Annotated in this window: 14 protein-coding genes and 1 tRNA gene; 6 read left to right on the top strand and 9 right to left on the bottom strand. The window is 68.5% G+C overall.

Annotated features, from left to right (window positions below; genetic code table 11):
- The first annotated feature begins 41 nt into the window (after positions 1 to 41).
- Together msrB and HOP12_13110 are read left to right on the top strand one after the other, a co-directional pair.
- Complete coding sequence (gene msrB, locus HOP12_13115; protein ID NOT35084.1) at positions 42 to 437, top strand: peptide-methionine (R)-S-oxide reductase MsrB; 396 nt, start codon at positions 42 to 44, stop codon at positions 435 to 437.
- 67 nt (positions 438 to 504) lie between these two features.
- Complete coding sequence (locus HOP12_13110; protein ID NOT35083.1) at positions 505 to 930, top strand: OsmC family protein; 426 nt, start codon at positions 505 to 507, stop codon at positions 928 to 930.
- Positions 931 to 1,000: 70 nt separating this feature from the next.
- Here HOP12_13110 and HOP12_13105 read toward each other — a convergent pair whose 3' ends face one another.
- The 5 genes from HOP12_13105 to HOP12_13085 form a co-directional block, all read right to left on the bottom strand.
- Positions 1,001 to 1,894, bottom strand: a complete 894-nt coding sequence (locus HOP12_13105; GenBank protein NOT35082.1) for a hypothetical protein — start codon at positions 1,892 to 1,894, stop codon at positions 1,001 to 1,003.
- 439 nt (positions 1,895 to 2,333) lie between these two features.
- The gene (locus HOP12_13100; protein ID NOT35081.1) at positions 2,334 to 3,281 is read right to left on the bottom strand and encodes an NAD(P)/FAD-dependent oxidoreductase; all 948 of its coding nucleotides are present in this window, start codon (positions 3,279 to 3,281) and stop codon (positions 2,334 to 2,336) included.
- Between the two features lie 10 nt (positions 3,282 to 3,291).
- On the bottom strand, positions 3,292 to 4,116 hold the full coding sequence (locus HOP12_13095) for a glycosyltransferase (GenBank protein NOT35080.1): 825 nt from the start codon (positions 4,114 to 4,116) through the stop codon (positions 3,292 to 3,294).
- 7 nt (positions 4,117 to 4,123) lie between these two features.
- Positions 4,124 to 4,717 (bottom strand): GTP cyclohydrolase I, encoded by a 594-nt coding sequence (locus HOP12_13090; protein NOT35079.1) that lies wholly within the window; start codon positions 4,715 to 4,717, stop codon positions 4,124 to 4,126.
- Positions 4,718 to 4,768: 51 nt separating this feature from the next.
- A tRNA-Gly gene (locus tag HOP12_13085) sits at positions 4,769 to 4,845 on the bottom strand.
- Between the two features lie 143 nt (positions 4,846 to 4,988).
- Here HOP12_13085 and HOP12_13080 point away from each other — a divergent pair.
- From HOP12_13080 to HOP12_13065, 4 genes are all read left to right on the top strand, one after another.
- The gene (locus HOP12_13080; GenBank protein NOT35078.1) at positions 4,989 to 6,191 is read left to right on the top strand and encodes an aspartate kinase; all 1,203 of its coding nucleotides are present in this window, start codon (positions 4,989 to 4,991) and stop codon (positions 6,189 to 6,191) included.
- A 126-nt stretch (positions 6,192 to 6,317) separates the two neighbouring features.
- Entirely contained in the window at positions 6,318 to 7,481 is a 1,164-nt protein-coding gene (locus HOP12_13075; protein ID NOT35077.1) for an acyl-CoA dehydrogenase, read from the top strand.
- A 103-nt stretch (positions 7,482 to 7,584) separates the two neighbouring features.
- Positions 7,585 to 9,093, top strand: coding sequence for an amino acid adenylation domain-containing protein (locus tag HOP12_13070; protein ID NOT35076.1), 1,509 nt, complete (start codon positions 7,585 to 7,587; stop codon positions 9,091 to 9,093).
- Positions 9,094 to 9,118: 25 nt separating this feature from the next.
- Complete coding sequence (locus HOP12_13065) at positions 9,119 to 9,379, top strand: acyl carrier protein (protein ID NOT35075.1); 261 nt, start codon at positions 9,119 to 9,121, stop codon at positions 9,377 to 9,379.
- 38 nt (positions 9,380 to 9,417) lie between these two features.
- Here HOP12_13065 and HOP12_13060 read toward each other — a convergent pair whose 3' ends face one another.
- The 4 genes from HOP12_13060 to HOP12_13045 all read right to left on the bottom strand — a co-directional run.
- Positions 9,418 to 10,971: a glycogen synthase gene (locus HOP12_13060; protein ID NOT35074.1), complete on the bottom strand. Its 1,554-nt coding sequence runs from the start codon at positions 10,969 to 10,971 to the stop codon at positions 9,418 to 9,420.
- Positions 10,972 to 11,011: 40 nt separating this feature from the next.
- A complete protein-coding gene (galT, locus tag HOP12_13055; protein ID NOT35073.1) occupies positions 11,012 to 12,025 on the bottom strand; it encodes a galactose-1-phosphate uridylyltransferase in 1,014 nt (337 codons plus the stop codon).
- An 86-nt stretch (positions 12,026 to 12,111) separates the two neighbouring features.
- The gene (locus HOP12_13050; protein NOT35072.1) at positions 12,112 to 13,323 is read right to left on the bottom strand and encodes a hypothetical protein; all 1,212 of its coding nucleotides are present in this window, start codon (positions 13,321 to 13,323) and stop codon (positions 12,112 to 12,114) included.
- Between the two features lie 19 nt (positions 13,324 to 13,342).
- Positions 13,343 to 13,607, bottom strand: a 265-nt coding sequence (locus tag HOP12_13045; protein NOT35071.1) for a hypothetical protein, incomplete at its 5' end; no start/stop codon positions are given.

Here is a 13,607-nt window from a genome sequence, read left to right as displayed (position 1 = left end):
GTGCGGCCGCGCCGGCGCCCGCACCGTCCGCCGCGCCCCCGATCAAGAAGGTGGTGAAGAACGAAGTAGAGTGGCGCAAGCTGCTCTCCCCCGCGCAGTACCGGGTGCTGCGCGAGAAGGGCACCGAAATCGCGTTCACGGGCGCCTACTGGAACAACCACAAGAAGGGCGTGTACCGTTGCGCCGCGTGCGGACTCGAGCTGTTCGACTCGAGCACCAAGTTCGATTCGGGCACCGGCTGGCCGAGTTTCTGGAGTTCGATCAGCCGTCGTCAGGTGGCGGAGCTCGGCGACGACTCGCACGGCATGGTCCGTACCGAGGTCCAGTGCGCGCGTTGCGACGGCCACCTGGGTCACATCTTCGACGACGGCCCGGCCCCGACCGGGCTTCGCTATTGCATCAATTCGGCGGCGCTGGCCTTTTCCCCGGCGCGGTGAGCGCGCGTGGTGACGCGCGAAGCGCCGCGTCGCGCGTCACCGCACGTCTCATCACGGAGGAATCCCGATGTTTCAGCGCAAGGCGAGTGCCCGGTGGACCGGTGGGCTCAAGGACGGCAAGGGCCTGGTGAGCAGCGCGAGCGGCGTGCTGAAGGAGACGCCCTATTCCTTCACGACCCGATTCGACAATGAGCCCGGCACCAATCCCGAGGAACTGATTGCCGCCGCGCACGCCGGCTGCTTCTCGATGGCGCTGTCCGGAGTCCTCGGAGAGTCGAATCTGCGAGCCGACACGATCGATACCCTGGCGACCGTGACGATGGAAAAGACCGACGCCGGCTGGACGCTCACACGCGTGCTGCTCGACGTCACGGCTCGTGTTCCGGGCGCGAGCGCCGAGGCATTCGCCGAAGCGGCCGCCAAGGCCAAGGTCGGGTGCCCGATTTCGCGCGTGCTGCGAAGCGAAATCACGCTCGACGCGAAGCTCGCCTAGCAGTCGAGTTCAGCGAAAAAGGGCGGGCGCCCCCGAGGGACGCCCGCCCTTCGCATGTCCGACGACGCGACTACCGGTAGTGCGTCTTGATCGAGCCCCACGAGGTGCTGTGCGCCGGCGTGGGCGTGCAGTCGGTGGGAATCTTGCCGTTGTTGAAGTCGTCGAGCGTCTTCGACTTGATGCTGGTCGAGTTCGGCGTGAGGAAGCCCGAACCGACCGGCGGAATCACGAGGCTGCCGATCTGGGCGTCCGCGGCCGAGATCGTCGAGCTGACCGGGGAAGGATTCGCACCCATCGCCAGGTTGAGCTTCGCCGCGATCAGCTGCTTGGCCAGGATGATCAGGCCATTGCCCTGCGCCGCCTTGTTGAGAATGCTGAGCAGCTGGGTCTTGGTGTAGGAGACGCTGCCGAGCGTCAGCGAGGCGACCGGCCACGCATTCGAATGGTTCTTCCAGTAGCCCTGCGAAAACACGCAATCCGGATCCTTGGGCTTGGTGTCGCCCAGAATCGTCCCGGAGTAGTCGCTCACGTCGCCATTGGCGTCGCCGAGCGCATACATGCGCACGACGTACTGCGTGCCGGGCTCGAGCTCGTCGAAGTAGTCGGCACTCATGCCGGTCTCGTCGAACACGTCACCGAGTTCGACAATCTGGCTCTGGTTGGGAGCCAGCAGGTAGCTGTCGTTGCCGGGCTCGAAGTTCCAGGTCGCCGTGCCCCAGAACGAGCAGTAGTAGTAGGTCGAGTTCCAACCGCCGGTGTCGTAGTCGGACTTGCGCATCCAGTCGAGACCGAAGCCCGCCGGCATGCCGGACGCGCCCGCGTGAATGCGCACCGTCACCGAGTAGCGCGTGGTCTCGACCAGCTCGATGGTCGGGGTGTCATACGCCTGCGCGAGGGCGCTCGAGATCGGAGCACACCATGCGATCGCAGCGGCGACGAGCATGACTCGGAGTAACAATTTCATCGGCGGCCTTCCCGGTTGGCGGCGAATCACACCGCAGGCTGAGGATGTCGACCATGGATGTCCGAGCCGAGAATCGCGTGGCGGCCGGCCCCGTGGAGTTGCAGCTGGGACCAAGAATGCGCCGTCGGGCCCGGTTGCGACAAGGCCGAATTTCAGGCGTACACGGGAATCGAGCGTTGCAGGCGCCGTGGAACTCCAAAAAGAAGACCGGCCGCAGGCATCCATGCCCACGAGCCGGTCCGAGCCCAGCTGATCCCTGTGGGCCGCCGAGTTCGAAGAGCAGCCCGCGTGCCATGACTCCGAGGCCTGCGCTCTGCGGCGCTTGCGGGTCACCGCAAGGCCGTGTCAGTAAAGTCCCAAGCGCCTCCAGTCGGTCGATCGAACCGTGGCGTTGTTTCGCGTTTTCAAGGCGATCATGCCCGGATTGTTCGGCCGCTTCTCATCCGGGGCCGGCCAGTTCCGGCCATGAGTCGTGTCGGGACCCGGCCTCGAACCAGTCGAAAACCTGGCGGGCCGCGACGGCACCACCGGCCTCCGCAACCGGGATCGCGAGCAGCGCCGGGCGCACGACATCGCCGGCGGCCCACACTCCCTGGCGAGAGGTGCGCCCGCCGGCGGCGACTCGCACGAACCCCTCCCGGTCGAGCCTCAGCGCATCGCGGCACCATTCGGTGTTCGGAACCTGCCCGAGCTTGACCACCACGCCCGAGCACGAGTGCGACTCGACCGCGCCGTCGGAGCGCTTGAGCCGCACGCCCGAGACCTCGGTGTCGCCGAGCACCTCCAGCACGGTCACGTGCTCGCGCACCCGAATGCGCGGATCCTGCGCGACGCGAGCCACGAATCGCGCACGGGCGCGTGTCGCGGCGCGTTGCGCGATCAACACCTCGCAGCCCGAATCGCTCAGGATCAGCGCGTTTTCGTAGGCCGCATCGCCGCCACCCACCACCACCATCGAACGACCGGCGAAGCGCTCACGATCGCGCGTGGCCGAATCGGAGACACCGTGCCCCATCCATCGCTCGGCGCCGATCGCATCGAGGGGGCGGGCACGCAAGCCGGTCGCGATCACGATCGCGCGAGCGAGCTCGATCGCTCCCGAGTCGAGCTCGACTCCGAGCACCGGTTCGCACAGCCGCAGCGCACGCGCGCGCAGCCGCATCGGAACGCCTCGCTCGGCGAGCCGGTCCCGGGCGCGGTTCGCGAGCACCTCTCCCGCACCGTCCACCGCGGTCGAGAGCTGCGGCGGTTCGAAGTGAATGCGCCGCAGCTGGCCTCCCGACACCGCCGCTTGCTCGATCACTTGAACGTCCAGGTCGAGCGCATGCGCCCACAGCGCGGCCGAAACTCCCGCCGGGCCGCCGCCGATCACGAGCAGGTCGCTCATCGCGCACCGCTCATCGCACGTCCGCGCCGGGTGGGCCCGAGTCGATGCATTCCGCGACCTCCCAGAATGTCTTGACCGCGATCGGTGCCAGTCCGTGTCGCGCGGCGAGCCGCGACAAACAGGCGACGCGCTCGGCGCCGTCGTCCTGCGACAGATGGCCGGTGGCGCGCATCCGCACCTCCGCTGTCACGCCCTCGACTCGGCGCGGGGCGGCGCGACGCGCGGCCCGCAGCAGAAAGTCCCAGTCCTCCGAGTAGCGGAATCCTTCGTCGAAGCCACCCAGCGCGACGAAGCTTTCACGGCGCACCGCGAGGGCACTCGGCGCGACGAAGTCGTCGCGACCCATCACCTCGGCGTTCCAGTCGTGCGCGATGGTTCGAGCCTCCACGTCGACTCGACAGCCGTCGACGGCCACGCGTTCGTGAATCACCACGCTGTCCCGGAACGCGACCTCGACCGCCGGATCGATGAATGCCGCCGCCAGCCCGGTCAGATGCTCGGGATGCCAGCGATCGTCGTCGTCGAGAAACGCGAGCACCACGCCGCCCGCTTCGCGCGCGGCACGATTGCGGGCCGCCGCGACCCCGACTCCTCCGCTGCGCAGGACGCGAATCGCCAGGAGGGCGAGCGAGGGGTCGGCAGCGATCGCCCAAACGTCGCGCGACACGGACTCGGCCGGGGGCGGCGGTGAGGCGGACGTGTCGCGATCGTCGGCGATCAAGACCTCGAGCGGAGGGTGCGATTGCGCCGCGACCGAAGCGAGCGCATCGCGCAGCAGTTCGGGCCGATCGCGTGTCGCGATCACGACCGACACCGTGATCGGTTCATTCGCCACTCGCGCCTCAGGCGTCGCGCATCGAGGGGGCCGGCAGGAACGGCGCCCAGCGCGGCTCGGCGAGCACGCCGCGCAGGGTTCGCGTCTCGACCGTGCCGGGCTTTCGAATCCCTCGCATCTCCATGCACAGGTGTCGCGCCTCGATCACCACCGCCACTCCCTGGGGTGCCACGATGCGCTCGAGGTGGTCGGCGACCTGCGAGGTGAGTCGCTCCTGCAGCTGCAGCCGGCGAGCGTAAAGTTCGAGCAGCCGTCCCGCGGCGCTGATTCCGATCAGCCGCTCACCCGGCAGATAGGCGATGTGCGCGCGCCCGAAGAACGGCACCAGGTGATGCACGCACAGCGAGTGAAACGGCAGGTCGCGCACCACCACCAGGTCGGCCGGCGACCCGCGCTCGGCGCCGGGTCGAGGGAACGTCACGAGCTCGGGTTCGGCGGACCGATCATTCCCGGCCAGCACTTCCTCGTAAAGATCGGCGACCCGGGCGGGCGTCGCCGCCAGCTCGGGCTCGTCCGCAGCGTGTTGCCCGAGCGCCGTGAGGAGCTCCGCGATCGCACGTTCGACCGCGCGCCGATCGAAGCCGGACGGGGTGGACGCCATGAGGCCTCCGAAAAGCCGCACGGGCCGGTCCAGTGGACCGGCCCGTGAAAATGGAGCGGAAGAGGGGATTTGAACCCCCGACATCCACCTTGGCAAGGTGGCGCTCTACCGGGCTGAGCTACTTCCGCGTGCGGCGCAAATCGAGCGGGACGGAATATAGGCCGGACGCTCGCGCACGGTCAAGATCGGCACCTGGACTCGCGAACTCGCTCGGGAAGCTCGGGCCCCCGCTCCGTGCAGGCGGCGCGCCGGAAGCGCTATAACTCCCGCCATGTCGATCGTCGTTCAGAAGTACGGCGGCACCTCGGTAGACGGCCCCGAGCGCATCCGCGCGGTGGCCCGGCGCGTGGCCGCGGCGCGCCAGGCGGGCCACGATCTGATCGTCGTGGTGTCGGCGATGGGACACTCGACCGACGAGTTGATCCGGCTCGCGCACCAGGTCTCGGAACACCCGAACCGCCGCGAGCTCGACATGCTCGTCACCACCGGCGAGCGCGTCTCGATGGCGCTGCTGGCCATGGCGCTTCACGACCTCGAGGTTCCCGCGATCTCGTTCACCGGCTCGCAGAGCGGAATCCTCACTCACGGCCCGCACGCGAGCGCGCGCGTGCGCGAGGTACGCCCCGACCGCATTCGCGCGGCGCTCGAACAGGGACGCGTCGCGATCGTCGCAGGCTTTCAGGGCGTCGACCCCGAGACTCGCGAGATCACCACCCTCGGGCGCGGCGGCTCGGACACCACCGCCGTGGCGCTCGCCGCTGCGTTCGGCGCCGCGTGCGAGATCTGCACCGACGTCGACGGGGTGATGACCGCGGATCCACGCCTGGTCCCGGACGCGCGCGTGGTGCCGCAGCTCGGTTACCGCTCGTGCTCGACGCTCGCGCATCTCGGCGGCCGCGTGCTGCACGCGCGCTGCGTGGACCTGGCCGCACGCTCGAAGGTTCGACTGGTGGTTCGCTCATCGTTCACGGATCACCCCGGCACCCGCATCGAGGAGGATCGCGACATGGAATCACCCCGGATCGAAGCGATCGCGCATCGCGAGCCATGCTCGCTCGTGATCGCGGAGGGCAATGCCGGCGGACGCGGCGAAGCGCGCGGCATCCTGGAGTCGGTGGCCGAGACCTTCCCCGAACTGGAACTGGTGGCGCACGAGCAGGTCGACGCCACGCACGGCGTGATCGCGTGGATGGGAGAGCGGGCGGATGCCGAGTCCCTGGTGGCGCGCTTCCGCGAGCTGCGCGGCCCGGGCGGGGAATGGCGTGCGCGCGCCGAGCACGATGCCAGCTTCGTCTCGCTGGTCGGCCTCGGGCTCGGGGCAACTCAGGCTGCCGACGCCGAACGGGCCCTCGAGCGTGCCGGGGTTGCGATGCTGGCCCTGCGGGTCTCGGCATCCGCGCTCGTAATCCGGGTGGCCCCCGGGCGGGCTGCCGACGCGGTTCGCGCGCTCCACGCGGCGCTGATCGAGCTTTGACCCGCCGCGTCGTGTGCCGATAGCCTTCCAAGGCTCATCCGCACCCCGGGGTGCCCGGCCCGAGGGCGCAACGGGTCGCGTGCCCGATCGCTGCACGATTCCCCCACCTCGTCGCAGGAGTTGACCGTGGATTTTGGACTCACGCCCGAACAGCACGAGCTGGTCGCGGCGACTCTGGCATTCGCGCGAGAAGAGCTGGATCGCGACGTCGCCACGCTCGACTCGGAGGATCGTTTCGATCGCGATGCGTGGATGAAGTGCGCCGCGTTCGGGATCCAGGGGCTCCCGATTCCGACCGAGTACGGCGGCCAGGGCCGCGATCTGCTCAGCACCATCCTGGCGATGGAAGCGCTCGGCCGCGGATCTCGGGACAACGGGCTCGCGTTCAGCCTGAACGCTCAGATGTGGGCGTGCCAGATGCCGATCCTCGCCTACGGAAGCGAGGCGCAGAAGCGCGAGTGGCTGCCGAAGCTGGTCTCGGGCGCCGCGATCGGTGCGCATGCCATCACGGAACCGGGTGCCGGCTCCGACGTGTTCTCGCTCACCGCGCGCGCGGTGCGGGTGGGAACCGCAGGAGCAGCGGACGCCGGATATCGGCTGAGCGGCGCCAAGACCTTCAGTACCAATGCGCCGCTCGCCGACGTCGCGATCGCATTCGCCTACCTCGAGCGCGAAGGCAAGAGCAAGGCTCTGACGGCGTTCGTGGTACCGCGCGACACACCCGGAGTCTCATTCGGCAATCCGATCCACAAGATGGGACTGCGGACCTCACCCATGGGCGAAGTGATCTTCGCCGATGCGTTCGTGCCCGAGACCGCGCGACTGGGCCCCGAAGGCGGCGGCATGGCGGTCTTCAACTCGGCGATGGAATGGGAACGCGCCTGCATCTTCGCCGCCCACGTCGGCGCCATGGAGCGTTTGCTCGATGACAGCATTCGATATGCGCGCCAGAGACGGCAGTTCGGACAGCCGATCGCGAAGTTCGAATCGGTCGCGAACCGCATCGCGGACATGAAAGTGGCGCTTGAAGCCGCTCGCCTGCTCATCTACCGCGTCGGCTGGATGCACGGCCAGGGCAAGAGCACGGCGATGGAATCCGCGATCGCGAAACTGTTCGTGAGCGAGGCGCACGTTCGCGCGGCGCTCGATGCGCTGCAGCTGCACGGCGGCTACGGCTACATGCGCGAGTACCCGATCGAACGCGAAGTGCGCGACGCCCTGTCGGGAACGCTCTACTCGGGCACCTCGGAGATGCAGCGCAAGATCATCGCGCGGCTGCTCGGGCTGTGAGCCCGCGCGCCGCGCGGCCGAGGCGACTCGCGTGACGCCACGACTGCTGCCGGACCTGCTGACCGCCGCGGCCGCTCGCTTCCCCGACCGCGCCGCGATCGTCATGGACGGACAGCGCCTGACCTACGCGGAGCTCGAGGCACAATCGAACCAATTCGCGCGAGCACTCACCGCGCGCGGCGTGAAGCTCGGAGACCGCGTCGGACTCTGGCTGCCGAAGTCGCCCGCGGCGCTCGTCGCGCTCTGGGGTGCGATGAAAGCCGGCGCGGTCTACGTGCCCATCGACCCAGGCGCCCCGCCGGCACGAGCCGGACTCATCGCACGCGATTGCGAACTTGCGGCACTCGTGTCGCGACTCGATCGCCGCGCCGAGCTCGAGCAAGCGCTCGCGGACGGACCGTCGCTGCGCGCCATCTGGCTTGCCGACGCAACCGCGGCCGAGGCTCCGTCCGAGCTCGATGTCGCCGGAACTCCACTCCGAGCCTGGGCCTCGCTGGCCACCGAGGATTCGAGTCCGCCGCCGAACCCCGCATCGCCCGACGATCTGGCCTACATCCTCTACACCTCGGGTTCGACCGGCGAACCCAAGGGCGTCATGCACTCGCACCGGAGTGGGCTCGCGTTTCCGACCTGGGCGGCGGCGGCTTTCGGGCTCACGCACGAGGACCGCATCTCGAACCATGCGCCGCTCCACTTCGATCTCTCGACCTTCGACGTGTTCGCGACCGCCACCGCGGGTGCCTGCGTCTACCCGGTCTCCGCGAAGCTCGCTTCGTTTCCGGCCGCGATCGCCAAGCTCTACGCGAAGGAGCGCCTCACGGTGTGGTACGAAACGCCGAGTTCGCTCGCGCTGATGATGGGTCGCGGTGGGCTCGCGAGTCTCGATCTCTCCGCGGTGCGCGTGCTGCTGTTCGCGGGCGAGGTCATGCCGCCCAAGCATCTGCGCGAGCTCATGCAGCTGATGCCCGGAGCGCGCTTCGCGAACCTCTACGGTCCGACCGAGACCAACGTCTGCACCTGCTACGAGGCATCGAGCCTGCCGATCGGGGACTCGAGCCTGCCGATCGGCACGCCGAGCTGCGGCGATCGGGCCCATGTGCTCGACGAGCAAAGGCAGCCCTGCGCCCCGGGGACCCCCGGTGAGCTGTGGGTGAGCGGCCCGACTCTGATGCGTGGTTACTGGGGCCGCGCGGAACTCACCGCCCGCACGCTCGCAGAGATCGAGTCGCCGGCGGGCCCGGTGCGCACCTATCGCACCGGCGACCTGGTGCGCGAACGTGAGGACGGCAAGCTCGAGTTCCTGGGGCGCCGCGATCACCAGATCAAGACGCGCGGTTACCGGGTGGAGCTGGGCGAAATCGAAACCGCGCTGCTGTCGCACGCGGACGTCGCGGAGGCGATTGCGCTCGCGATTCCCGACGACGAGGTCACCAATCGACTCAAGGCGCTGGTGGTGCTCCGCCCCGCGACGACGCTTGACGAGGCTACGCTCAAACAGCACTGTGCCCGCTCGTTGCCGCGCTACATGGTGCCGGAGTGGATCGAGTTCCGTTCCGAGTTCCCCCGCACCAGCAGCGGAAAGATCGACCGGCGGTCGCTCGCCGGCGCCTGAGCCGAAACTCTCCGAGGACCCCACGATGTCCGACGTCGCGATCGAAGCTGCGATCCGCAATTTCCTGCTCGAGGAGATTCTCTACGACCGCCAGCTCAAGTCCCTCGAGCCGGATGAGAACCTGATCGAGAACGGCCTCATGGACTCGCTCGCGATTCTCAAGGTGGTCGGATTCTGCGAAGAGACGTTCGGCATCGCGATTCCCGACCATGAAGTGCTGCCCGACAACATGGAAAGTGTGCGGGCGATCGCGGCACTGGTCGAAAAGGTGCGCGCGGCGAAGTAGCGGATCCGCGCGAGTCGCCGGGTGGCGGAGTCGCGCAGCTACCCCGCGCTCTTCACGGTCTCCAGGGTCTTCATGCGCCCGGCACCGACCCGCGCCAGCGCCTCGACATACAGCCGATCGTAGCCCTCGGCACTGCGGCGCCATGAGAAGTCCCGGCTCATGCCGTTGGCGCGCAGTTGCCCCCACAGGTGGGGCTGGCGGTAGACCGTGAACGCGCGCCGCAGGGCCGCCACCATGTCGGCGGATTCGTAGTTCTGGAACACGAATCCGGTTCCCGCACGGGTCGCGGGATCGAAGTCCTCGACGGTGTCGGCAAGCCCGCCGGTCGCGCGAACCACCGGCACCGTGCCGTAGCGCAGGCTGTACATCTGGTTGAGCCCACAGGGTTCGTAGCGCGACGGCATCAGGAACAGATCCGCGCCGGCCTCGATTGCATGGGCGAATCGTTCGTCGAAGCCGGTGCGGAAGCTGAAGCGCTCGGGGCTCTCCGAGACGAGCCGCGTGAACAGGTCCTGATAGCGTGCCTGGCCGCTGCCGAGCACCACGAATCGCGCCTCGAGCTTCTGAAGCTCCGCGGCCGCGGCCTCGATCAGATCGAAGCCCTTCTGATCGACGAGTCGCGACACCATGCCGACCACCGGCCAGTCGGGCTGCGGCGGGAATCCGCATTCGGTCAGCAGCGCGGTGCGATTTTTCCACTTGCCGGCCATGTTCGCGCGGTCGTAGGGGTGCGAGAGCCAGCGATCGCGGGCCGGATCCCAGTAGGCGTCGTCGATGCCATTGAGAATGCCGCGCAGATCGAGCTGGCGGCGCTCCAGCACGCCCTCGAGTCCGAATCCGAACTCGTCGCTCGAGCGGATCTCCTCGGCGTAGCGCGGACTGACGGTCGAGATCATGTCGGCGAACAGCAGGCCGACCTTCATGAAGTTCACGCGCCCCCAGAACTCGAACGGGCCGCCCGGGTAGAAGTGCTCGCGGCCGAATCCGGCCAGTGCCAGTACCCACGGATCCTGCAGGCCCTGGTAGCCGAGATTGTGAATCGTGAACACCGAGGCGGCACCGGCGAACGTCTCGCTGCCTGCCTCGTGAGTGCGGAGAAAACAGGGGATCCAGCCGGCCTGATGATCGTGCGCATGAACGATCTGATAGCGGCCGCCGAGCTGGCGCAACCCCTCGAGCGCCGCGCGACAGAAGAACAGATAGCGCTCGCCGTTGTCCGGGTAACCCTCGCCGCTCACCGGATCGTTGTAGATGCCGGATCGCTGGAAGAATCGCCGCTCTCCGGCGTGCGACACCCGCAGCACCCTCAGCCCCTGCGGCGCAGGAGCCTCGGGGCCGGTCGGCAGCAGCAGGTCGAATTCGGCGCGCTCGACGCCCATGCCCCACGGAAGGTCGGCGGCTCCGATCGAGCGCCACACCCAGCCCGGCACTTCGCGGTGGCCCTCGTAGCCGGGCAGCACCACGGTGACGCGATGCCCGCGACGCACCTGTTCGGCGGCCAGTGACGCCACCATGTCGGCGAGCCCGCCGACCTTGGCGAGCGGCGCATACTCCGAGGTGATGTGGGCGATCGAGAGCGCGGGCGTCTTCATGCGGCCCTTCTCGCTGCCGCCAGCGGAAGCAGGACGAGCGTCACACCGTCAACGCGATCTCGCGCAGGAATTGCGCGGCGTCTTCGGGCGGGGTCGGATTGATGTAGAAGCCTGAGCCGATTTCGAAGCCGGCCACCCGCGTGAGCTTGGGCATGATTTCGATGTGCCAGTGATAGTGCTCGGCATCGCCGTCGGCGACCGGTGCGGTATGGATCACGAAATTGAACGGCGGACGCTCGAGCGCCAGATTCAGTCGCTGCAGCGTCTCCTTGAGGATCGTGGCGAGATCGATCATTTCCGATGGATCGGAGATCTGCTGATAGGCGGCATCGTGACGGCGCGGCAGGATCCAGGTCTCGAACGGGAAGCGCGGAGCGAACGGAGCGAGCGCGACGAAGCGCTCGTTCATGAGCACCACGCGGCGGCCGAGTCCCTCCGAGGTCTCCTGCGCGACGATGTCGCAGAACACACAGCGTTCCTTGAGCTCGTAGTAGCGGCGCGCCCCGTCGAGCTCTTCCTGCAACTGCTTCGGAATGATCGGCAGCGCGATGAGCTGCGTGTGCGTGTGCTCGAGGGTGGCGCCGGCGGTGCCCCCGTGGTTCTTGAAGATCAGCACGTAGCGCAGCCGCTTGTCGCGATGCAGGTCGATCATGCGCACGCGATAGGCATCCAGCACCTCGGCGATGTGGGCGACCGGCAGGTCGGCGAGATCCTTCGAGTGGTCGGGGGTTTCGATCACCACTTCGTGCGCCCCGATGCCGCTCATCTTGTCGTAGAGCCCCTCGCCGCGCCGATCGAGCGAGCCTTCGACCTGCAGTGCTGGGAACTTGTTCGGAACCACGCGCACGTCCCACCCGCCGCTGTTCGACGGGCCGCCGCGCGGCCGCACCGCATGCACCTCGGGGGGCGTCTTGTCCTCGTGACCGGGACAGAACGGGCAGAACCCCGAGGAGGTCGTGGGCTGCGGTGGCGCGAAGTTGGTGGGGCGGCGGCTGCGTTCGGTCGAGATGATGACCCAGCGTCCGACCACCGGGTCCTTGCGAAGCTCGGGCATGGGCCTCCCTGTCCGGCTGAGGTGTGCGCGTCGTCGAGTCCGTGACGCGAGTCGCGGCGGAGTCTAGGGAGCGTCGCGAAGTGCGGTCAAGGCTTGCGTCGTGTCGCGGCGTGGACCTGGCGCCACAGGTTCTCGTCGGCCGCCAGCAGCTCGCGCGCACGACGCGACATCGCGATGCGAGCAGTCGCCAGGAACTTCTCGAGTTCGTGCTCGACGGTTCGCTCGCCGTCCCACCAGGCGAATGAGACGACGCGTTTGGGAGCGAAGCGACCGCCGCCGAACAGGTTCGCTCCCACACCGATCGCAGCGCCGGTCGGCAGCAGCGTGCCGATTCCGGTCTTCACGTGCGCGCCAAGGATCGAACCCACCTTGTTCGAGCCGGTCGCGAGTTCGCGCTCTCCGACCCACACCTTGACCTCGCCGTAGTTGTTCTTGAGGTCGCTGGTGGTGGTGAGCGCGCCCAGGTTCACCCACTCGCCGATCACGCTGTGCCCGACGAAGCCGTGGTGTCGCTTGTTCGCGTAGCCCTGCCAGATGCAGGCGTCGACTTCGCCGGCGATGCGGCACTGGGGACCGAAGGTCGAGTTCCCCACGACGCCGCCGAGGATCTGCGTGCCGTCGCCGATCGCGCAGGGCCCGATCACCAGGCTGTGCGACTGGATGACCGCCCGCGCCCCGATCCGGATCGGACCGGCGCGTGCGTCGAGTACCGTCAGCGCCTCGATGCGCGCACCGGCCGCGATCGAGATGCGCTGCGGCTCGAGCATCACGGCCGTCGCGTGCACCTCGCCCGCGATCGAGCCCGGCTCGTCGAGGTCGCGCGCAAGGGCGATCGGGTTGTGCTCGATCAGATCCCATGCGAAGCGCAGGACCGGGGCTTCGACTGCGAAGGTCGGGATGCCGAGCGAAAGCAGGAAGCGCTCGAAGTCGCCACGCCCCAATCCTCCGGTGAGCGCCGACCACGGCGCGCGCGCCGCCACCACGCGATCGTGCGCCAGCCACACCGCCGGCGTGCGCCCGCCACGCACCTGATCGAGCCACGCCCCCGGCAACGCCACGGCATTCACCGCCAGCACCTCGTCCGAGTCTGCGGGACGCGCAGTCACCGCGGGGCCTGCCCATGCGGCCGCCACCGCGGCACGTGCCTCGAGTGCCGCGAGCGGCAATCGCGCTTGCTCCATCCAGCGCGATGCCAGCGTCCCGGCACCGAATGCGAGCGCCGGTGTCGGAAGCGCATCGGTGAGCGGCTGCAGATCGGCCCACCGGGCATCCTCGAACACGATCAGACCGCGGATCAAGCACACCTCCGAAGGCGCGTCATCGCGTGCTCGGCGCGGGTTCGCGAACACGGAACGCGTCGCCGAAGCCGGTCGCGATCGCGCGCCGGCGCAGGCTGTCGGCTGCCGCGCCACTCAGACATTCGATCGTCTTGACCGCGTGACGTCCCTTGCCGGGGGTGACCTCCAGCCGTACGAGCAACAGCGACTCCGCGGTCTCTCGCAACACGCGGGCGCGCGCGGCCTCGACCGGGGCGGCGATCTGAACGCGCCAGCACTCGGTCGGCGGCGGCGCAGCGGTGCGC

It is taken from the genome of Candidatus Eisenbacteria bacterium, assembly GCA_013140805.1.
Taxonomy (GTDB): domain Bacteria; phylum Eisenbacteria; class RBG-16-71-46; order RBG-16-71-46; family RBG-16-71-46; genus JABFRW01.
Note: the sequence above shows the minus strand (reverse complement) of the source record. Positions and strands in the feature narration are given on the sequence as shown.

Excerpts from the sequence above, each read along its gene's own strand:
- HOP12_13110 (NOT35083.1), top strand. The coding sequence starts at position 505 with ATGTTTCAGCGCAAGGCGAGTGCCCGGTGGACCGGTGGGCTCAAGGAC.
- HOP12_13105 (NOT35082.1), bottom strand. The coding sequence starts at position 1,894 with ATGAAATTGTTACTCCGAGTCATGCTCGTCGCCGCTGCGATCGCATGG.
- HOP12_13065 (NOT35075.1), top strand. The coding sequence starts at position 9,119 with ATGTCCGACGTCGCGATCGAAGCTGCGATCCGCAATTTCCTGCTCGAG.
- HOP12_13090 (NOT35079.1), bottom strand. The coding sequence starts at position 4,717 with ATGGCGTCCACCCCGTCCGGCTTCGATCGGCGCGCGGTCGAACGTGCG.
- HOP12_13100 (NOT35081.1), bottom strand. The coding sequence starts at position 3,281 with ATGAGCGACCTGCTCGTGATCGGCGGCGGCCCGGCGGGAGTTTCGGCC.
- HOP12_13080 (NOT35078.1), top strand. The coding sequence starts at position 4,989 with ATGTCGATCGTCGTTCAGAAGTACGGCGGCACCTCGGTAGACGGCCCC.
- galT (NOT35073.1), bottom strand. The coding sequence starts at position 12,025 with ATGCCCGAGCTTCGCAAGGACCCGGTGGTCGGACGCTGGGTCATCATC.
- HOP12_13060 (NOT35074.1), bottom strand. The coding sequence starts at position 10,971 with ATGAAGACGCCCGCGCTCTCGATCGCCCACATCACCTCGGAGTATGCG.
- HOP12_13070 (NOT35076.1), top strand. The coding sequence starts at position 7,585 with ATGGACGGACAGCGCCTGACCTACGCGGAGCTCGAGGCACAATCGAAC.